This is a genomic window from uncultured Serinicoccus sp. (assembly GCF_947500995.1).
Lineage (GTDB): Bacteria > Actinomycetota > Actinomycetes > Actinomycetales > Dermatophilaceae > Ornithinicoccus.
In genome coordinates this window covers 259,960-280,289 of record NZ_CANMUA010000002.1, presented here as the reverse complement: position 1 = coordinate 280,289, position 20,330 = coordinate 259,960, and the positions used below count along the sequence as shown (strand labels likewise).

The following is a 20,330-nucleotide window of genomic DNA, read 5'->3' as shown; positions in this document are numbered from 1 at the left end:
GATGCACTTCCGCGGCAGGGTCTCAGCCGGCCCAGGTGGGCAACGTCTCGGCCAGCGGCTGGTCGGTCTCCCAGTAGCGGACGACCGTCCAGCCCTCAGCGGCGGGCCGCAGCAGCACCGCGGTGTCCCGGACCGGGTCCACCGGGTCGATCGGGGCATCCGCGACCGGTGCCTGCAAGGCCGTGACGAGCACCTCGCCCCCGAGCTCCACCGGCCCGTCGACGCAGGACTCACCGGGCAGCATCGCTTCGCACGGCGGGTAGCCGGAGTCCTGCCAGAGCAGGAAAGCGGCGTCCTCCGGGTCGGCGGCAGGCAGCACGCTGCCGACCAGGGGGTGGTCGGTGCCGTCGCCCGGATCCGCAACAGCGGAGCCGTCGCTCGGGTCGGTGCCCGGTTCCTCGTCCCCGAGCCAGACGGAGCCGTCGTCGGGGAACGGGCCGGTGCCGTCGCCGTCGAGCCAGACGGAGCCGTCGTCCGGGAACGGACCGGTGCCCTCGCCCTGGAGGCTGTCGTCTTGCAACGTCTCCGGCGCGGCCACGACCCCGCCCTCCGGGCCCGGCTCCACGGCGCCGGCGTCGTCGGGCTGCACCTGCACGTCGGTTTCCTCGGTGAAGGCATCCTGCTCGGGCTCGGACGGCGCGGGCTCGGCGGACTCCGCAGCCTGCGCGTCCCGCCAACCGTCCGGCTCCTCCCCGGCTCGGGTGTGGATGAGCAGGTCTACCACCCAGGCGGCGCGCAGCCCGGTGGTCTCGTGCGAGAGCGAGGGTCGGTAGACGACGCCGTCCTCGTAGATCGTCCAGGTCACCCAGTAGCGCTCGTCGTCCAGCGCGACCTGAGCGCCACGCTCCACGTTGACGAAGTACGGCACACCGTCGACCTCTCGCACCTCGGTGTAGTCGTCGTCGTCCTGCGCGTACTCGGCCAGGGTCGCCTCGTGGTCCTCCCGGGTGGAGAATTCGTCCCATCCCGTGGCGATCGTCACCCGCGCGGAATCGCCCTCCTCTGGTGGGCTCCCGGCGGTGGTGACGGTGTAGACGCAGAGCGCGGGCAGCTCCTCTTCGGGAGTGATGGTCACCACCTGTTCCTCGACGTGCAACGTCGTGAGATAGGCACTCATGGTGTCCTCGCTGAGCGGACAGCCGCCGGCCTCGGCCGAGCCGCCGCAGCCCGTGAGGGTGAGGCCCGCCAGCAGCGTGACAGGGAGCACCGCCTGCGGCCGGCGCCAGTGCGGCGGGGCAGGAGAGGTGTCGGTGCGGGGGTAGTAGACAGCAGTAGCGGCCATCACGGGCTCCTCGCCAGGCGGCGCCCACGGTGACGCCGGTTCACAGGGTTCGCCCAGGCTACACCCGGGAGAGTGAGGCCCGCAGGTCCCTGACGGGGTTCTCTCTTGCTGACCCGGCCGTCGTCTCCGCAATGGCGAGCTGGCGACGCGCCTGGGCACGAAGTGGCATGTGGTGGGCAGCACTGGGGGAGTCTGCCCCTGCGACCGATGCTCCATCCGTCGTCCTAGATGAGCTCGGTCACGAAGGGGGAGGGGTTGTGCTCGGGGCTGATGAGCAGCACCCCGCGGCGTGCCCGGGTGAGCGCCACGTAGAAGAGCCGGCGCTCCTCCGCGTGCGGGTAGGTGTCACCACCGGCCATGGCGAGCGCCAGGACCGGGTCGTCCGCGATCCGGCTCGGGAAGGCGTAGGACCCCGCCGACAGGTTGGGGACGACGACGTAGTCGGCCTCGAGCCCCTTGGCGGAGTGGATGGTGCGGAACGCCAGCCGGATGCCCTGCGGGGCCGCCTGCGGCATGAGGCCGCGGTCCTGGTGGTAGCGCCCGAGGACGTCGACGCTGACCGTGTCCGTGCTGATGATCCCCCCGTGTATGGCGTCACGCAGCTGGGTGAGGAAGTCGCCGATCGCGCGGGGGACCTCGGCGGCGCTCGCCACCGTGCGCAGCTGCACCCCCTCGTGCGCGGCCCGGTCGATCGGCCGGTCGTGCACCGACACGACAGTCTTGCGGACCTGGGCGGGACTCTTCCGGACGAAGCTCGCCGCAGTGTCGGTGATCGACTGGTGGCACCGGAAGGTCGTGGTCAGGTGCACCGTGGGGCCGGGGCCGAACTGGTCGTGGAATCCCGTCACCACGCTCAGGTCGGCGCCGGCGAAGCGGTTGATGGACTGCCAGTCGTCCCCGACGGCGATCAGGTGGCGGCCGGGCTGGGACACGAGGGCCCGGGTCAGGCGCGCCCGCGCCTGGCTGGCGTCCTGCAGCTCGTCGACCATGACCAGCCGGTAGGGGCTGACGTACCTGCCGGACTCGAGGTGGTCGGCGGCCTGCATGAGCATGTCCTCGAAGTCCACGTAGCCGCCGTCGGCGAGCCGGGCCTGCCAGGCGTCGTGGATCGGCCAGTAGAGGTCCAGGAAGATGCCGGCGCGTCCCCGGTTGCGCACGAGGCCGGCGTCCAGGCGTCGTTCGACCTCCTGCCGGTCCAGCGAGTTCGCCTTGACGTGCAGCATGAAGGTGCGGACAAGGCGGAGCATGTCGGCGTCGGTGACGACCCTGACGCCTCGCGCGGGCGGCCGGTCGGGGTCCCAGTCGAGGCGTATGCCGTGCCCCACCAGCTCCTTCTCGAGGTGGGACAGGCCGTCACCCTGCATGACCTCGGCCCACGTGGTCTCCACCAGGGTCGTGCCGTGCTGTTGATGCAGCTGGCGCTTCCACTCCATCCCGTCGAGGTAGTCGGTCCACCCGGGGCGGGGGTTGCCGTTCGCGTCGAGGCCCCAGTGCTCGTGCCAGACGTCGATGTCGGGGTAGTAGAAGTCGGGGTGGTACTGCCGGTGCTCGGCGTCGGCGGTGTCGTGCGGGTAGGGGCGTTCGTACTCGTAGCTGACGCCGTGGAGGTAGAGGAAGTTCGCGACCCAGCGCTCTCCCTCGCTCTTGACCGTGGTGCCGTCCATCGCGCGGTAGCCCGTCGCGCGTCGGGCCGGGTCCCAGGCGTCGGGTGCCGCTGGCTCGGTGAAGTCCTCGTCCGGACGCGTGAAGAGCAGCAGCCGGAACCAGTCCCAGGCATACCGGAACCGGGGATCGCTGTCCTTCAGCTCCGCCACGATCTCCGACAGGACGCCGAGCTCGTCGTTGTCGGTCAGCCACGGCGCCACCGTCGGCTTGCGACCGGTGGCCTGGCCGATGACCCTGAGCCCGAAGGCGTGGAAGGTCGTGGCCTCGACTCCCTCGGCGGGCAGGCCGGCTGCTGCGAACCGGCGTTGTATGCGCGTCTGCAGCTCGGTGGTGGCGTCCCGGTTGAAGGCGAGGAGCACGATCTCCTCGGGCCTCGCCAGGCCGCGGGAGACGGCATACGCGGCCCGGGCCACCATGACCGACGTCTTGCCGGACCCGGCTGCGGCGATGACGTTGACCCGGTTGTCGTAGGTCACGACCGCGCGCGCCTGCTCGTCGGTCAGCGGGCTGCTCTCGACCGTGTCGAAGAACTGGCGCTGCTGCTGGGCGATCGCAGTCGCGATCTCGTCGTTGACGGTCCGCAGCCAGCTGCGGGTGCCCTCCTCGGTCAGCCAGAGCGGTCCGGCTCCCCGCGTGTGGCCGGCGACGGCTGGCTCTTGGTCGGCTGTGGCGGGGCGGGTGGAGAGCAGCGCTGCGACCTCCTCCTCGGTGATCCACTGGAGGTCTCGCCCAGCTGCCTCGATCGTGGTCGAGAGCCTCGCGGTCCAGGCAGTGAGAGAGCTAGACAGTGCCTCCTGCACGGCCTGCTCGAGGCGCCGGCCCTCCTCGCCGGACAGACCGTTGAGGACACGGGCTCGCTCCGGCACCCCGGCCACGGTCACGGTCGTCCGCCACCATCGGCGGGTCACCGAGATGCGGTCGGCCCCGGAGGCGGGGATGTGGATCTCGTCGGTGCCGTGACGGAGAGCGAACCCGTCGTCGCGACGCACGACCACCCAGTCCTCGCCGTGCGGCGTGGTGCCGCGCCAGATGACGGGAACCGCCATGGTCGCACCCCTTCATCGTTCAGGGTGGGTGCCCACGGCCCTAACCCCTTCTTGCCTGGGCCGAGTCTGCATTTGCGCATTGTCGCGGCTCGTGGCGGCACGGCCCAGAAAGCGGGACATTAGCAGGGTTTGTCGCTGACAGTGGCCGCCGTGACGGTTGGTCAGCTGCCTAGGTGTACCTGTTTCCACTCGCTCGTCCCGCCGCGGCGCGGACAGCGCATCGTCATTTGCTCGCTGCGGCGGTCGGTATTCGCAAGGGGGCGGTCTGCAGACACGCGCGGGCGTTCTGCTGGACCGACACCAGCGTTGTGTACTTGCCGACAGGGACGACAAACTCGCCGATGACCGTGTGCACGGAAGCGCCAGCTGGCGCAAGCCAGCAGATCGTGGTTCGGCCCAGTAGCCCCCGGCGGCAGGTGCGCGGCGACCGTCTCGCGGGGCGTCGCTTACCGCCGTTCGAGTTGACGGCAGTCGCCGGCTCAGCCACCCCGCGGTGAACTGTTCAAGCGATACCTGGCAGGTGCGTGCTCCGTTCATCGGGGCGTAGTCCATGATGTGGCTGATGAAGTCGTTTGGGGAATCATGAGGAATGCTGTGCCACCTGTCACCTGCCGAGCTCGGATGGCGCAGGTCTTGACCTTCGTTGATGACGAAGGGCCTGTCGTGGGTGGTGCCATGCATCGCCTTGTCGAGGAGAGCTCTTGCCCGCAGGAACATAATCTCGCAGTGGCGTCGCTCCTGCCTCTGGTCCGGGCCAACGGCGATGGCCAGTATCACCTCAACGATGACGGCGAGGAGTGGCTGCTCGAGGCTGGCAGACCGCCGAGTGATTGGTTGGACCTGAGCCCTGGATCCTTGCCCCAAATGCGCGCGTGGCAAGTCGAGGCCCTAGACGCCTGGGCCGAGCACGGTCGACACGGTGTAGTGGAAGCGGTGACCGGGACCGGTAAGTCCCGCGTGGGCATCGAAGCCATTCGCGAAGGCATCCGGCATGACTACTCGTGCATCGTCGTGGTGCCCACGATCGAACTGGTCGGGCAATGGCGAGATGCCCTGCGCAGGCACGGGGTACAGCGCGTAGCCACCTCCGCCGAAACACCTCGGACACCCCTTGACCGGTGCGACGTCCTTATCGCCACGGTCCAGTCGCTGTATCTGTCGCCGCCGTCGCGTGATGATGGCAAAGTGCTTCTCGTCGCAGATGAGTGTCACCGATACGGTGCCGAGCAGTGGAGCAAAGTGCTTCATCCCTCGTATCGCCGGCGGCTTGGGCTGACCGCCACCTTTGAGCGCGCCGACGACGGGATAGAAATTCTTCGGGACTACTTCGGAGGTGAATGTGTCTACCGGATCGGCTTCGGGCGAGCTATGGCGGACGACGTCATCGCGAGGTACTCCCTAGATCTTGTGCCCGTACAGCTGTCGGTCACAGAGAGAGCCCGGTACGACGAGGCACATGAAGCTGTGGTGGAGAGTCGGGCGGACCTGCTGGGTCGGGGTCTCCCCGAGAATCCGTTCGGTGAGTTCCTGGCTGCAGTGCAGATCGCAGCTGCAGACGACGAGCCCGACTACGAGTTACGTGACTTGGCGCGCCGTTATCTCTCTGCCTTTTCCCAACGACTGAGCGTGATGTCGAACGCCCGGTCCAAGATGGAGGCGGCTCGACGCGTCGCTCCGCTCATCAAATCCTCGCGGGGCGCACTGCTGTTCACTCGCCGGGTGAGCGCTGCCGAGGAAATCGCCCAGATCCTTGTCCGTGAAGGTGTGCCCGCGGCCGCGGTGCACAGCGACCTCTCCGGAGCCGAACGTAGGGATCGACTCGCAGACCTGCGCGCAGGCATGTTGCGAGCCGTTGTCGCGCCGACCATTCTCGATGAGGGAATCGACGTCCCGGACGTTGACCTGGGAGTGGTGCTGGGCGGTTCGCAGTCACGTCGACAGATGATTCAGCGCATGGGACGCGTCCTCCGTCGCAAGAGAGACGGACGGCCCGCTCGGTTCGTGCTCGTCTACGCCGCCGGAACGGTGGAGGATGTATCCGCCCACTCGGGCGAGGAGGGATGTCTCGACCTCCTGGTTAAGCATGCCGACTCCGTGCGGGAGGACGGCGCGCTCGCGCCGATCTCGCATCTGCCGGTCCCGGGACACGTGGCCGTCCCCGTCGTTGCCCCTGTAGAAGCAACCCTCTCGGCGGCCTCGGCCTCCTTGGCTCGGGCACGGACAATGGACGAAGGGACGGTGCGTTCAGTTCTCGCACACGACGAAGCTGAACAGGAAGGCACTCGCGGCAGTGCGGACTCGCGAAGGCCCGGACACGCAGAGGCATCAAGCGGCGATGGACGCCCGAGTCCTCTCGAGTCGGTAGTGTCGGGTGGTGCGCCCGGGCCGTCAAGCACGCCCACTATGAAACCGGCTTCCGCGGGGCACGAACAGCCGGACCCCCTAGTCGTACAACTCGAGAGACTCGCAGCCCTGCGGTCGTCCGGGATGCTCACCGACGAAGAGTTCTCAGCGGCGAAAAGACACGTTCTTCAAATCTAGGTCCAACTCGGCACAGCGGCAGGGCATCTGTCAGGGCGGCGCGGATGGATCAAGCTGGCGCGGGTCCTAAGGTCTGATGCCCCCATTGCGTGAGGACGTCCTGTCGAGTGTCCGAAGCGGTTGCGTGGACCGTGCGGTGCGCCAGATCTGGTGGTCGAGTCGCGTGAGCAGTGCATGGGGGGAGTTGGTTTCGCCATCCGACAACTGGGTCGCTACCTCTCCTAGGAGACTGCGGACCTCCTTCGAGGAGACGTCCCGGTTCAGTTGCTGAGAAACCCACCTGACGACCCACGTGTCCGCCTTCGCACCGGGCTGGCCGAGCAACATCGTGAAGTACTCCCAGGTGATCCATCCCAGCCCATGAACTCGCGTGTAGGCGCGCTTGTGCGTCTCGAGGTCGAGATCAACCGCCGAACGCAGACCAGCGTCGACGAGGCTGCGCGCAGCCTCGACGATCGCCTGCGCCTTGGGTCGGCCGCTGGTGCGTTGCTCGTTGCGCAGAACCTCTGCAAGCCGGCCTGCGTCGAAGTTGGCCAGGCGAGGCAGATCATCGATGGGCCCACCACCGACCTCGCGCCGATACCGCTCGATCGCGCCGCGGACGCCCGTATCCTCACGTCCGTATCGCGCACGGATCGACAGGACGGCGTCCAGGAGCGCTGCCTCGACCTCATCCGGCCACCCTCCTGGCCATTCAGTCCATGGTCGCGGCAGTTCGGTCTCGACCGCACGCTGCAGCCTCGTGACATCATCGGTCGTAGTCATGTGCTCCCTTTCCGTGGGTGGCGGTGAAGACTATCGGGCCATTTTGGCGCAGACCGCGGTTCGTCCCTTCGGTCCGTCCTAGACTCGCTACTCGCTCGGAAACACCCGGCATGCCACACGTCCGACGGCGCCAGTCAGGGTGGCGTCGACGGCGCCCCCTGCTAGCCCTCCGACGATCGGAACACTCTTGGCGAGGGTGACGGTCGCTCTCGTGGTCCCGTACTTGGCGACAAGCATGAAGCCGACGCGCTTATTGATCTGGCGGATGACGGAGATCGGCACCTGCCGGATAAGTGCCTTGGTCACATTGGCCCCCACTTTGATGCCGACAAGCGAAGCGGCCCCTTGCGCGCTCGTCCCTGCGACCACCAACATGGCCATCGCTTGAGTGTGAGGATCCGTCAGCTTGTACCCGCGGAGATAGGCAATGGCCCCCACCAGTCGGGCGTTGACGATCAGCACGCCGGCGATGTTGGCCGGGATGACCACGGGCAGCGTCACGAAACCACCGAGGCCGGTGAGGAAACCATTCGTGCCTGCGGCAGCCGCAGCCTCCCGTCGGATGCGCTGAATGGCTCGCTCCGCCGCCGACGAGCCGGCGCCTTCGTAGACCGCATTGAGCGGGTCCTCGGGCACGGGTATCGATCCACCGTTCTCGTCCCGAAGCCTCGCGTGCGCGTAGTCTACAGAGCCTGCCACCGGGCCGACGCCCTTGCTTATCACCGAAAGCACCATCCGCTGGAGCGCGTTCGACTCCTGGGGGTCTTCATCGCTGTGCTCGTCCCGCTCGGGACTGTCGAAATCCGTCACGTCGTTTCCTTTCGTCGATGGAGGGTGCTTGTGCTAATTGCCTTGGAGGTGCCCTACGGTGACCCGGCCTGGCGGTCATGGGGCCAAGTCCAGTGCCAGATCGGCGTGGTCGCCGACGTAGGCCAACAGGTCCGATTGCCGGGGGTGCCCGAGCGTGAGCCGGTATGCCCCCATGGTCCTGAGAAGGCGCCGATAGTGCTGACGCTCCCGACTCATGGGGAGCGCCGGGACGTAGCGCTCGATGGTCGCTCCGTCCGCCAATGGGAAGACCCAGTCCGGCACGATGCCGCCTGCCCAGTCCGTCGACGAACTCGCCACAGTGAACAGCGCCTCCCAGGGATTGCGCCCCGCAAGCACCTCTTCCCGCCCGCCAAGGGCGGCCGCCACGTTCTTGCGGACGGCGTGCCCGCGAAACCGGTGGACGCGTCCCTCGCGCTGCTCCATGTCAACGGGGTTGCCCGGCAGGTTCCAATGCACGACGGCATGTGAGTAGTGGTGGAAGTCGAGGCCTTCCTGGCCAACGGACGTCGAGGCCAGGACGAACGGCCAGAACGGTGAGTTGAAGGCGTCCCTGACCTGCGTCTCCCGCTGGACGGTCTTGTCGTCCTCGGCGGCGTGCCGGCCGTAGCGCACCGCGAAATGGCTGCGCAGGCGATCGCGACGCACGTAGCCCTCGTACTCGGCGCCGAAGTGGTCGACCGCCTGGGATGCCGCGCGCAGCCCGGCGCCTTCGGCGAACGCAGAGACAAGGTCGGACAGCTGCACGTCGACGGGCTCGTGCCGCAACGACCGCGAGGAGAAGAGCACCTCGGCATACTCGTCGAGCACCGCCTGGAGGTTGCCGTTCATCGAGTGCTCCAGCACCTGACGCCAGTAGGTGCCTTCCCCGCCCTGAAGCATGGCCATGATCTCCGGTGTGTTGAAGAGTGCCCGCAACGACCAGGCCCAGCTGGATGCTGCCCGGACCGTCGCAGCGTCGTTCACCGCCTCTTCGCTCACGACTCGGTTCAGCGCCCGCAGCGCCGCGACGCCGAGTCCACCCAGGGCCACGGACGTCAGGACATCGGCCAGGTCGTCGGGCCGCGCCGGAAGCTCGGTCGAATCAAGCGTGTCCGCCTGGTCGAGGTGAGCCTGGAAGGCGGTCCCGTGGTCCTCGCCGTCACCGTCGGTCACGGCGCCAAAGGGAAGGTCGTTAAACGCCACCTGCCGCCCGGCAACCCTGTCCAGCATCATCGGCGCGGCCCAGTACCAGGCACCTGGGGGCAGAGACCCGTCAGGCGACCCTGGCGGCAGCCGCTCGAGCGCTGTCTCGACCCTGCGACGAACCACGTCGTGAAGAGTGTCGCGGTCGATGGGCAGACTCGCCCGCAGATCTCGGGCCACCCTCAGCGGGTCCCCGAGCTCCGCCAGCGCCCGGCTCGGGTAGAGCAGGCCGAGGACCGGCATGCCCGACAGTCGGCCATCTGAACGGTTGAACGTCAGCAGTCCGGTCCGGCGGGCGCCGAAGTAGTCCCGTGCGGCGCTGCCCGTGCTGCGGCTCTGCAGCAGCCGCTCGACCTCATAGCTCAGCAACGCGGCGATGCCCTTCGGCGCCACGGTCCAGGCGGAGAAGACCAGCCGCTTCGTGAACCCCTGCAGGCGCGGGTTTGCATACGCTCCCGCGGGTGTGTAGTAGGGCAGCGCGGGAGGCAGCCACGCCACCTGCCAGGCGCCGGACCTGACGACGTCATCCGCGAGCCAACGCAGCTTGGGGTTGGCCAGGTCGATCTGTCCGTACTGCCGGATCTCGTCATGGCGGAGTCGGCTGCTCAGCACCTGTCGCAGCGCGACGTCGCCCGCGTCGAGCTGCGTCTTCAGCTTCTTCTTCACCTGGTACTGGTCCATCAGCTCGAGGGCGTACGGGGAGCTGCGCCAGTACTCGAGCATGTCGCCGGCACCGAGCAGGCGCGCGACCTCGGACTGCGAGACGTAGTCACGTACGTCGTCGGGCGTGAGCTCGATCTGCAGGTCGTCGTGCGAGCTGAGCATGCCGTCGCGGCTCGAGGACACGGCGAGGCGCTCGGTCCTAGACATGACCTGGCGCAGCTCGTCCTGTGCCAGGTCCTTGGCCGCGACCGCACGCTCCGTGTCGCCCACGAGCAGGGCGGTGCGCATGTCCTTCAACGACCGCCGCACAGCGTCCGCCCGTTCCGCGCCGCCGAGGAACGACACCGTGCGGATGAAGTCCCGGTAGTGGTCGTTACCCTCAGGCTCGTCGGGGAGCGTGTACATCTTGAACGGTGTCGCCGAGAGCAGCAGCACACGCGTCTGGGTATGCCGATTGTCGGGATCGATGGCCTCGTCGCCCAGTAGGTGCCGGGCGAGCAGCGCAGCCTCGTTGTCTCCGTGCAGCAGAGAGCCGAAGCGCTGGAACTCGTCCAGGATCACCAGGTCGGGGTCAAGATGACCCACGCACGCTTCCGCGAGGGCGCGGCGCAGCTGGCTGAGCACGGCATACCGCTCGGAGGATGCTCGGGATGTGAGCCGGCGCCGGCCGTCAAAGAGCTCGACCGTGTCGTGCAGGGCATCGACGAGGGGAGTGCCGCCCTCTCCGAACGTCGCGGCGGCCAGGCACGCGTCGAAGGACTCCAGCACATCGTCGGTCAACGTCGAACGGTCCACTGCCCACCGCTCCCACTCCATCCGGCTCTGGCTGGCCCCGCCGCGGAAGAAGCGCTCCCACTTGCCGGACGACACCGCTCGGCGACCCCACAGCTCCTCCAGCAGCACGTGGAGAAGCGCTCGCTCCCCGGCGACGCCCCCGCTGCTGCGCAGGTCGAAGGAGGTGCCCGGTGTCAGGGACACGATGTTGATGGCCGGCCCGTCGCCCTTGGGGCGGTTCATCTCCTGCAGCACCTGAGGCAGGAGAGTGAGGCGGTCGGCGTGCGGGATGTTCACGTTGACGCCGTCGTGCAGGCGCCGCAGGTTCTGCTGAGCGATCTGTCGGTTGGAGCAGATGTAAACGATGTCGATCCGCTTCTCGCCCTTGCGGCGCAGGTGCTCGACGGTCCGGGCGACCACGCCTCTGGCGACGAGCGTCTTGCCTAGGCCGACCTCGTCGGCGACGAGAAAGCGCGACACGGGGTTCGTGCCCCACAGACGCTCGCAGGCGTTGTCCACCGATCGCCGCTGGAAGTCCTTCAGCCCGCGGAGGGCTTCACTCGTGGCCACCTGCTCGGTCATCGTGTTCCGCCCCTCTGCGGCTCGACCGCGGCCCAGACCGCCTCCCACACCTTGAGGAACTGCTCGGACACCACGGGCGAGTCACCGTTGTGGTCCCTGAGGTCCTCCATGAGGCTGTGCACCCTGGTCAATGACTCGTCTCCCCGGCCGGCGGCGCGGACCAACGTCTCGAGCAGGACGAGGTCTTCGTAGGTCGGTCGAGGCAGAGACGATCCCTCGGCGCGTTCCCCGTCCGCCTGACCGTCGAGGTACCACCCGGAGCCACCCGCCTCGTCGAGCAGGAACGAGAGGTAGCGCATGACGCTGTCCTCCGAGTCGAGCAGCGTGCGCAGGATGAAGGCGGGCCGGTCGTGCTCGACACCGACCAGCTCGGCCTTGAGCACGCACTCCAGGCGCACGGGCGTGTCCGCGCCGTCGACGGTCACCTCCGTCATGACCGCGATGAACGGAGACAGGTCGGCGAGCCCCACATCTGGCCAACGTGCCGCCGCACCCAGGGCTCGAGCGTCGGTCCGTGACCGGCTCAGCGGGCGCATCGTCGTCACTCCCGGGTCTTCGGGCACGTCTGAGGTGAAGGCGAGGCGCACGTCATACCGCCCCTCCGACTCCTCGTCCGCGACCAGCTGAGGGCCGGCCGTCGCCAGAGCCGCGTGGAAGGCCGCCACGTCCATCTCCACCCGCCGACCCGGGTCGGGACGGGGATCTGCGTCCTCGATGGCGTATGGCGTCAGGATCCTGGAGAGCGTCAGCTCACCTCTGCGGTCCTCCTCGGCGAAGAGCGTCTGCGGACCGCAGCTGCGCTGCGGTCCGCGCAGTAGCACGTTGAACTCCACGTTGCCGTCGAACGCCGCACCGGTTGCGTTGGCCGAACCGACGAACCACCAGCCGCTGCCGTCGTCGTTCCACACAAGAACCTTGGCATGCAGGCCGGACCGCACCTCCCAAGGGGCGGTGTCCTGAGCGGTGTCGCTGTGGCCGGGCTCGCCACCGACGCCCTGACTCCACGAATCCTCGTTTTCGGTGAAGTGCGTCGTCTCCGCCAACGGGTCGAGGACGAGGGTGCGGCGGCCACGGAAAGCCGCCGACCCGAGCTCGTCGAGGGTGTCGGGCCGTGAGACGTAGGTCGAGTCCCGGGCCGGGACGCGCTTGAGCGTCTTCTGGTCGAGGAAGGGGGAGATCACCACCGGTCGCCCGACGTTGTCAGGCATCGGCCAGCCGTGGTCCGTCCCGACGCCGAGCGGCCAGAGCTCCCCGCGAGTGAAGGGGGCAGGCGTCGCGAAGCGCACCCGCTGCAACGTGTCGGCGAGGTCCTCCACCTGGGCAGAGCGAGCCGCGGTGACGCCCTTGACAGCTAGCTCCGGGAGCTGCCGGAGGAAGACAGCAGCGGGAGCACCGTCGACCGCACCAGCGGGGTCCTCCTCCAGCTGCACCACCGTGTCCCACGACCTGTCGCCCGTGAGGTTTCGACTCAGGACAAGCAGGCGATGGTGCATTGACTCCCCGTCGGTGAAGCGCAAAGCCCACAGCTTGGGGTGGAAGGTGCGTCCCGGACGACTCGGGAGGACCTCGACCACGCAGTCCTCGGCGAAAGTCAGCAGTCGCCGGTAGGTCCCCGGGACGTGGATCGCTCCGGCGTGGCAGAAGACGGTCGTCCGGTCTGCGAGCCGGCGCACCGCCTCGAGCAGGGCGATGTCGTCGTCCCGCACGTCCCCGTCGTCGACGTTCACCCGGTCGTGCGCCGCCATCGCGAGCGGTGGAAGGAGGAGGCTGACGAGGCCGAGCGTGTAGGTGGTCCCGACAGCCACGTCCATCCGGAAGCCAGGCGGCGGGCGCAGCCCGTCGACGAAGAGGTGTCGTCCGGTGGGGTCCAGCATCAGCGCTCCAGCCCGTCGCGGATGTCGTTGACCAGCGTGCTCGCGCTGGCCCACCGGTAGTGCAGGCCAGCCACACCTGCCTCGCCCTCCCACGCGGCTAGGGCGTCGCGGTTGTCGAACCGGGATCGTGACCGCTTCAGGCGGCGCTCGCGCCGGCGCACGAGGTCGGCCGCCGCCTCGCCACGCCATCCCTGTGCTGGGTCGCTGCAGACTAGGCCCACCCAGGCGTCCACGAAGCTCCGGGTGCCGATGTTGACCCGGCGTTGGCCTAGCACCACCTGCCAGAACGCTTTGCTGTCCCACTCCTGGACAGAGGTTCGCAGCTCGTCCGAGGCCGACCACGCGTCCAGCCGCTCCTCGTAGTCCTCAACCCCTTCAGCCCACCCTTTCGACCTCGCCAGGAGGAGGTTGTAGAGCAGCGGCGCCCCCTGGTAGAGATGCCGCAGACGACGGGCGTAGGCGACCACGACCGCCGGCTCCTCGTGAAGGTCCTCGGTCAGCTCGCGGTCCCAAGGATATGCCGCGTCATCCGGTGTGCGGTGCCGGATCAACCAGGCCAGGTAGGACCCCGGGCAGGTCGCCTGAATCCGCTCGTCTAGGAACTCGGCCTCCTCCCGGGTCAGCTCGAAGTCGATAGCCGTGTCGAGTCCGGCCGGGACTGGTGGGAGCTGGGCGAAGTGCGGATCGTGCAGATGCCGTGGGGCGTCGTCCTCCTCCTCGTGGGGCGGGACCGGCAGGGCGGTCACGGCACGGAAGTGCTGCTGGGGCCCCTCGCCGCAGCGGCGGATCCGATAACGGCCCAGCGCACCCCAGTAGACCTCGCTCGGCATGCGCTTGAGGCGGGCTCGCGAGACGCGGCCAATCACACCGCCCTCGGGGTCACCTGCGACGAGCGCCTCGATGAGTTGCGTCTCGCGGCGTCGCAGCTCGCCCGTGGCACGCTCGAGCGACAGGCGCTGTGCGGCGACCGACGTGGCGAGCCAGGAGACGAACAGCAGGTAACGCGCACGCGTGTGCAGCGTGGACGTCCCCGGGAACATTATGTCGGCAAAGGCGTCACGCACCGTCCCGATGCCGAGCTCATCGACCGTCGACTCGTCGCGGAACGCGTCGAGCAGACGGTCCATACCCTCCCGGTGCTCCTGGCCGAAGTCGACCCAGGCCATCACCGACATGTCGATCCCCTCCTGCGCAGTCGTCGATGACTGCTTCGCGTGCCGCTACCTATGCGCGGGTCTTCCGCCCGAGAGCCTAGACGTACCTCCCGACGAACCCGACATCTGTCCAGAAGGGATTCTCGTAGCTAGCCTCGGAGCAAGCCCTACGAAGGCGGGATTGAGCCGGATGACGATGCCCATCGACACGCAGTTCGACTTCCTCAAAGAGACTCCCTCCGGTAAGGACGCCGACGCCGTCAGCCCGACCCTGAAGCGCTACCACCGGCTTCTCTGGACCAAGCCGCTGCCATCTGGCCCGGTATTCGACCTGAAGGACCGGGCGGGGGCGTACCTCGTGCATGAGGCCAAGGAGCGGACGATCTATCCCGCCAGTGATGCGATCACCACGAACCTTCACGGCAAGGCTGCTGGCGTTCTCGCCCAGATCCCACCCGAGCGCCGACCACCGGACCGTGGCTACACGATTGGCAGCTCCCTCCTCTTCCCGGGCGAGAAGGTTGGTCGGCAGATGACGATCAACGGCGCGCGCGGGTTCCACCCGCGTATCGCCGACCGCTTCGATCTCATGCTCGAGTGCATCCGTCGTCATTACGACGCAAAGGAGAGTCCTCTGTCCGAGGTGCTGGAGCGGTACGGCTACTTCTTCGAACTTTTCGTGGACTTCGACGGGTATGTGCAGTTCTGGCTCCTGCAGGACCTCCTCGACGCCGCCGGCGAGATCCGCTTCTTCCACCCCTTGACGGCTTCCGCAGTCCGGCGGTCGCACGGACGGTTGGGGACTACCTAGATTCCGCCCACGCCAGCAACGCCTTCATCGTCGCGCGGAATCGCCGAATCGAGGAGTGGGCAAGCAGGTAGGAGGCGCACTCCGCGGTGTGTTGCTACCCCGCCCAGCCCGCAGTCGCGTCCTAGGGTGGCCCTGGTCAGATCAGTCCGGTTCAGGGGGCGGCGTTGGACGCAGAGCTCGAGGAGTACGACGACTTCGGCGACGAGATGGAGGAGCTCTCCAGCGAGCGGGAGGAGTGGATCCGGGGGCTGGTTTCGGAGACCATCGAGTGGGCCGGAGATGTTCGCGAGCAGCTCGTCGAGGCGATCCCCGCGCACCTCGAGCCACGTGAGTTCGCCGCAGCCGCGGCCTGTGCAGGCGCTGTGTTCTCCGTCCTGCAGGATCGCGGCGATGAAGAGGCCACCCAGGCGCTCTCTCGCTTCGTACAGGACAAGCGCCTCGCCGAGGCTGTGCTCGCCAACGTCAAGGAGCGGATGACCTACCGTTCCCTTCGTGCGCCCGTCCCGTGGCAGCCGCACGCGGCCGTCGAGCTGCTGACCGAACTCTGGGCCAGCCGACGGTTCCGCAGCGGCCCAAACGACGACGCCCGGACGCGGGACCTGCTTGAGGAGGTCTTCGGGGTAGACCAGCCACAGATCCGTGACGCGCTGATAGCACTGCCGATCCGCCCGCTCCATGGATACAGGAGTGTCATCGAGTCGATCCTGGGCAGCGCGCCGCGCTCGGTCCAGACCGAGCTGGAGCGCCTGACGGAAGGGCCGTACTTCGACGCGCGGCGCAACTGGGAGCTGACACTCATGACTCCGGGTGCTCCGGGTCACCTGGTCCCCATCGTCAACGACCTGGCTCTGCTGAAGACCTCACAACGCCGCGCCCAGCGGGAGGGTGTTGACCCCTCGGACCGGCTGCACTGGCATCTCCGGGCGCCCCTCTACGCGGTCGAGTCGCTGACGGCGGGGGAGTTCGCGTGGATGGAGGTGCACGAGCGCGGCGACTATGTGGAGCGCGCACTGGTGCGGGGGTTGCTCTCAGGCCGGCCAGCGTCCCCTGATCCTGCGGAGCCATGGCACGGGCTGTATGGCGGTCTGCCGTGGTGGTCCTTTCCTGCTGAGGACGTCACAGCGGCCGCCGTCTATCCACGCACGCGCGAGCTGGGCCTCATCCGCGAGGACAGTCTCCTGGGCATCTTCCTGGTCGACAAGGACCGGGACGCCCTGACCGAGGAGATCGTCTTTGACCTCGATGACGTGAGCGACGTCGCTGAGCTCGTCCTCCTCTGTCGCTCGCGGAAGGTGGGTGTGGAGGGCGTCGTCCACCAGGGCGACAGCTGGAGGACGGCGGCCGCGCGCACGATCGACCTGGAGGAGGCCTTCTGCGACGCGGTCCTCGACCAGGTCAGGCCGTCCGTCGACCGACTGGTCGCGCTCGGTGAGATTGACGGCCGCTGGGTCATCGACGTCTTCGCCGGTTACCTCTTCGATCTCTCGGAACGGATGGCAGACGCGTCGGTGCTGTGGCGCGACCTGCTCCCGCCTGCTGAGCCCGAGCCGCGGCCCGTCCCGGCGAAAGAACCCGTCCTCCAGTCGGACCAGGCTCGGCCCGCCGCCGCTCCTCTGCACGACACTGTGGTGGCCCAGCGCCTTCGTCGCCTGTGGACCGACGAGCTCGGGCCATGGTTGGACGCCGAGGGGCACGATCTGGGCTCCGCCTGGCCCGGTTGCTCTCTGGAGCGGAGGGGCAAGGTGCTCCTCATTCACGTGCCATACGACTTCGGCCAAGGTGACCCCCTGGCGGAGATCAAGGACGAGTTCGTCGAACGGGTGGCCGGCGCGACAGGCGGCCGTGTCGACCAGGTCAAGATCATCGACCGCAGCGCCAGCCGCTTCGTCCCCCCGAAGCGCCGTGCCGGCTCCAGCGGCCTGGACGTCTTCCACGCCGGGGACCCCGTGGGAGGCCTGCACGCCGTCGCGTCCGAGATCCGCAGGCGGCTCTCGGTCGTCGACTCAACACGACCGGCCCTGTCCGGACTGGGCCTCGTTGCGACCTCCCGCTGGCGTATGTGGTTCGTCGCCGAGTCCGCGGAAGCAAGGAGACTGGTGGGCTCGACCCCCGGGGCCGCCTTCGCCATCCACGATGCGGTCCGGCGGTGGCAGGGCACTCCCGATCCCCAGTGGGACGTCATCGACGACCACTACCTCTGGGGCGAGTCGCCGGGCGTGCTGGACTGACCCCCAGCCCGCGGTGCTGGAGTGGCTGGATAGGATCTGCGGAGTTGTAGAGAAAGTAGGGGTGGAGCGTTGACTTCCACGTCCACGCTGGCAGTGGCGCCAGGCTCAGTCGTCGTCGTCCGTGACGAGGAGTGGCTGGTCACCAACGTCGAGCAAGCCACCGACGGGGCCCTCGTCTCCGTGCGCGGGCTCACCGAGCTCGTCAAGGACGCGCCGGCCATGTTCTACGAGGCCCTCGACGAGATCGAGGTGCTCGACCCTGCCGAGGCCAAGGTCGTCGGCGACGACTCACCGGGCTACCGCCGCTCGCTCCTCTGGCTCGAGTCGACGCTGCGCAAGACGCCCCTGCCCGTGGACGACCCCTCGGTGACCGTCTCGACACAGGCGCTCGCGGACCCGCTGGACTACCAGCAGGAGGCCGTGCGCCGCGCCCTCGACCCCGCCAACCTTCGCCCGCGGATCCTGCTCGCCGATGCCGTGGGCCTCGGAAAGACCCTCGAGATCGGCATGATCCTGTCCGAGCTCGTCCGACGCGGCCGCGGCGAGCGCATCCTCATCGTCACGCCCCGGCACGTCCTCGAGCAGATGCAGCACGAGATGTGGACCAGGTTCGCCCTGCCGTTCGTGCGCCTCGACTCGGTCGGCATCCAACGGGTGCGTCAGCAGCTGCCCGCCACCCGCAACCCGTTCTCGCTCTACAAGCGCGCCATCATCTCCATCGACACGCTGAAGAGCGAGCGCTACCTCGCGCACCTCAAGAAGCACCGGTGGGACGCGGTCGTCATCGACGAGTCGCACAACATCACCAACTCGGCCACGCAGAACAACAAGCTCGCCACCACGCTGGCGCCGCAGACCGACGCGCTGATCCTCGCCTCCGCGACCCCGCACAACGGCAAGGCAGAGTCCTTCGCCGAGCTCATCCGCCTCCTCGAGCCGACCGCGGTCCGTCCCGACGGGTCGCTGGTCGAGGACGAGGTGCGGCGCCTGGTGCTGCGCCGGCACCGCCACAGCCCCGAGGTCGCCCGCGTGGTCGGTGCCGCCTGGGCCGAGCGCCTCGAGCCGCAGAACATCCTCGTGCCCGCCTCACCCGGCGAGGACGACGTCGCCCACGAGCTGGCCGACACGTGGCTGCACCCCCACGGCGGGAGAAGCCCGCACTCCAAGGGCTCCGGGCTCTTCCCGTGGACGCTCGCCAAGGCCTTCCTCTCCTCCCCGGCTGCCCTGGAGGAGACCCTCCGCCAGCGCATCGCCCGGCTCGACGCGGATCACCCGGCGGAGGCGGCCGAGATCGAGGCGCTCCAGCGCCTCCGTGACGTTAACCAGCGCAGCCTCACCGAGACGGGCGGCAAGTATGCCGCGCTGTTGGACCACCTCCGGTCCGTCGGTGTGGTCCCCGGCAGCCCCGATCGGGTTGTCGTCTTCGCCGAGCGGATCGCCACCCTGCACTGGCTCGCAGAGCGCGTCCGCCGCGACCTCGAACTCCCCGCCGACGCCGTGGCCATCCTGCACGGCGGCCTGTCCGACCAGGACCAGCAGGGCATCGTCGAGAGCTTCAAGCAGACGACCTCGCCGATCCGCGTCCTCATCACTGGAGACGTCGCCTCCGAGGGCGTCAACCTGCACCTGCAGTGTCACGAGCTCGTGCACTACGACATCCCCTGGTCGCTCATCCGGCTCGAGCAGCGCAACGGCCGCATCGACCGCTACGGTCAGCGCCACCGCCCGCAGATCACCACCCTCCTGCTCGAGCCCACTCACCCCCGTTTCTCCGGCGACTTGCGGGTGCTCACCCGGCTGATGGAGAAGGAGCACGAGGCCCACACCGCGCTCGGGGATGTCGCCGGCTTGATGGGCGAGTATGACGTGGAGGCGGAGGAGAGCCGCATCCGCGAGGTCCTCGCGGGCCAGCGTGACCTCGACGACGTGGTGGCCAACCCGGACGAGGTCGCGCAGCGGGACGACGTCGCCGGCCTCCTCGCCCGGCTCCAGGCACTGGGGGGCAAGGCAACCACGGCGACCGGGTCCGCGGCGGGCGAGAAGGGCCTGTACGCCGCCCCCTCCGACTTCCTCAAGGAGGCGCTCCTCGAGGTCTACACCCAGCCCCAGCAGCCGCCGGCGGAGCAGGGCGGAGGCGTCAGCTGGCGCGAACACACCCATGAGCAGGTCGTCGAGCTCGCACCGCCGTCGGACCTGCGTCGACGACTCGAGGTGCTGCCTCAGTCCTATCTGCGCGACCGCCGCGTCACCGACACCTTCAAGCTCGCGACCACGAAGGCCAAGGGGCAGGCGTTGCTCGCCGGCGCGCTCAGCGACGCTTCAGACTCGTCCTGGCCCGAGGCGCACTACCTCGCACCGCTGCACCCCGTCCTCGACTGGGTGAGCGACCGTGCCCTGGCGAGCCTGGCCCGCAACCAGGTCTTCGCCGTCCGGGGGACAGTCGAGGCGCCCGCGGTCCTGCTCCTCGGCTCGTTGACGAACCGCTCGGGCCACACGGTCACGTCGACCTGGCTGCAGGTCGACTTCCCCCGCGGCGGTCCCGGCTTCGCCCCCGTCACCGTGCACGAGAGCGCCGAGGCCATGCTGACCGCGGTCGGTGTGAGCCGTGGGGGCAGCAACCCCGGCGCGGTCGCCGCGGCATACCAGCTCGACCGGTTGATGCCGACGGCGGTCCAGAGCGCGCGGGACCAGCTCAAGACCGTCGTGGCTGCCGCCGAGGCCGAGACCCTCCGCCGCGTCGACGAGTGGGTGCACCGTGCGCAGTCGTGGACCGAGGAGGCCGACGTCCTCATCCAGCGCTCGCAGGTGCGCACCCGCCGCACGGGCGTCGCCGAGGAGCAGAGGCTCGCCGCCGAGCGTGCCCCCGACCGGCAGCTGGTGCGCCCGCTGCTCGTCGTCGTGCCCTCCGACCATCCCGTACAGGAAGGCTGAC

The 20,330-nt window shown here is 68.6% G+C and carries 11 protein-coding genes; 4 read left to right on the top strand and 7 right to left on the bottom strand.

What is annotated here, in order from left to right; genetic code table 11:
• Positions 1-22: 22 nt before the first annotated feature.
• Positions 23-1,282: a hypothetical protein gene (locus tag Q0967_RS04320; protein WP_298746333.1), complete on the bottom strand. Its 1,260-nt coding sequence runs from the start codon at positions 1,280-1,282 to the stop codon at positions 23-25.
• A gap of 224 nt (positions 1,283-1,506) precedes the next feature.
• Positions 1,507-3,993 carry a UvrD-helicase domain-containing protein gene (locus tag Q0967_RS04315; protein ID WP_299449235.1) on the bottom strand — a complete coding sequence of 829 codons (2,487 nt, stop codon included), beginning with the start codon at positions 3,991-3,993 and terminating at the stop codon, positions 1,507-1,509.
• 726 nt (positions 3,994-4,719) lie between these two features.
• Here Q0967_RS04315 and Q0967_RS04310 point away from each other — a divergent pair.
• Complete coding sequence (locus Q0967_RS04310; RefSeq protein ID WP_299449232.1) at positions 4,720-6,534, top strand: DEAD/DEAH box helicase; 1,815 nt, start codon at positions 4,720-4,722, stop codon at positions 6,532-6,534.
• 66 nt (positions 6,535-6,600) lie between these two features.
• Here Q0967_RS04310 and Q0967_RS04305 read toward each other — a convergent pair whose 3' ends face one another.
• The 5 genes from Q0967_RS04305 to Q0967_RS04285 all read right to left on the bottom strand — a co-directional run bounded on the left by Q0967_RS04305 (position 6,601) and on the right by Q0967_RS04285 (position 14,380).
• A complete protein-coding gene (locus Q0967_RS04305) occupies positions 6,601-7,299 on the bottom strand; it encodes a hypothetical protein (RefSeq protein ID WP_299449229.1) in 699 nt (232 codons plus the stop codon).
• An 87-nt stretch (positions 7,300-7,386) separates the two neighbouring features.
• Positions 7,387-8,109, bottom strand: a complete 723-nt coding sequence (locus Q0967_RS04300; protein WP_299449226.1) for an EcsC family protein — start codon at positions 8,107-8,109, stop codon at positions 7,387-7,389.
• Between the two features lie 75 nt (positions 8,110-8,184).
• A complete protein-coding gene (locus Q0967_RS04295) occupies positions 8,185-11,331 on the bottom strand; it encodes a helicase-related protein (RefSeq protein ID WP_299449224.1) in 3,147 nt (1,048 codons plus the stop codon).
• Entirely contained in the window at positions 11,328-13,205 is a 1,878-nt protein-coding gene (locus Q0967_RS04290; protein WP_299449221.1) for a phospholipase D family protein, read from the bottom strand. The genes Q0967_RS04295 and Q0967_RS04290 overlap by 4 nt, the downstream gene beginning before the upstream one ends.
• Entirely contained in the window at positions 13,205-14,380 is a 1,176-nt protein-coding gene (locus Q0967_RS04285; protein WP_299449218.1) for a DUF6361 family protein, read from the bottom strand. Before Q0967_RS04285 ends, Q0967_RS04290 begins: the two co-directional genes overlap by 1 nt.
• 169 nt (positions 14,381-14,549) lie before the next feature.
• On the opposite strand from Q0967_RS04285, the gene Q0967_RS04280 reads away from it, so the two are divergent.
• The 3 genes from Q0967_RS04280 (at position 14,550) to Q0967_RS04270 (ending at position 20,329) form a co-directional block, all read left to right on the top strand.
• On the top strand, positions 14,550-15,170 hold the full coding sequence (locus tag Q0967_RS04280; protein WP_299449216.1) for a DUF6994 family protein: 621 nt from the start codon (positions 14,550-14,552) through the stop codon (positions 15,168-15,170).
• A gap of 164 nt (positions 15,171-15,334) precedes the next feature.
• On the top strand, positions 15,335-17,398 hold the full coding sequence (locus Q0967_RS04275; RefSeq protein WP_299449214.1) for a hypothetical protein: 2,064 nt from the start codon (positions 15,335-15,337) through the stop codon (positions 17,396-17,398).
• A 69-nt stretch (positions 17,399-17,467) separates the two neighbouring features.
• Positions 17,468-20,329: an SNF2-related protein gene (locus Q0967_RS04270; RefSeq protein WP_299449212.1), complete on the top strand. Its 2,862-nt coding sequence runs from the start codon at positions 17,468-17,470 to the stop codon at positions 20,327-20,329.
• Position 20,330 lies beyond the last annotated feature (1 nt).

What these genes read in the sequence shown, in the direction of transcription:
- Q0967_RS04320 (WP_298746333.1), bottom strand. Translation starts at nt 1,282, where the DNA reads ATGGCCGCTACTGCTGTCTACTACCCCCGCACCGACACCTCTCCTGCC.
- Q0967_RS04315 (WP_299449235.1), bottom strand. Translation starts at nt 3,993, where the DNA reads ATGGCGGTTCCCGTCATCTGGCGCGGCACCACGCCGCACGGCGAGGAC.
- Q0967_RS04305 (WP_299449229.1), bottom strand. Translation starts at nt 7,299, where the DNA reads ATGACTACGACCGATGATGTCACGAGGCTGCAGCGTGCGGTCGAGACC.
- Q0967_RS04295 (WP_299449224.1), bottom strand. Translation starts at nt 11,331, where the DNA reads ATGACCGAGCAGGTGGCCACGAGTGAAGCCCTCCGCGGGCTGAAGGAC.
- Q0967_RS04290 (WP_299449221.1), bottom strand. Translation starts at nt 13,205, where the DNA reads ATGCTGGACCCCACCGGACGACACCTCTTCGTCGACGGGCTGCGCCCG.
- Q0967_RS04285 (WP_299449218.1), bottom strand. Translation starts at nt 14,380, where the DNA reads ATGTCGGTGATGGCCTGGGTCGACTTCGGCCAGGAGCACCGGGAGGGT.
- Q0967_RS04280 (WP_299449216.1), top strand. Translation starts at nt 14,550, where the DNA reads ATGACGATGCCCATCGACACGCAGTTCGACTTCCTCAAAGAGACTCCC.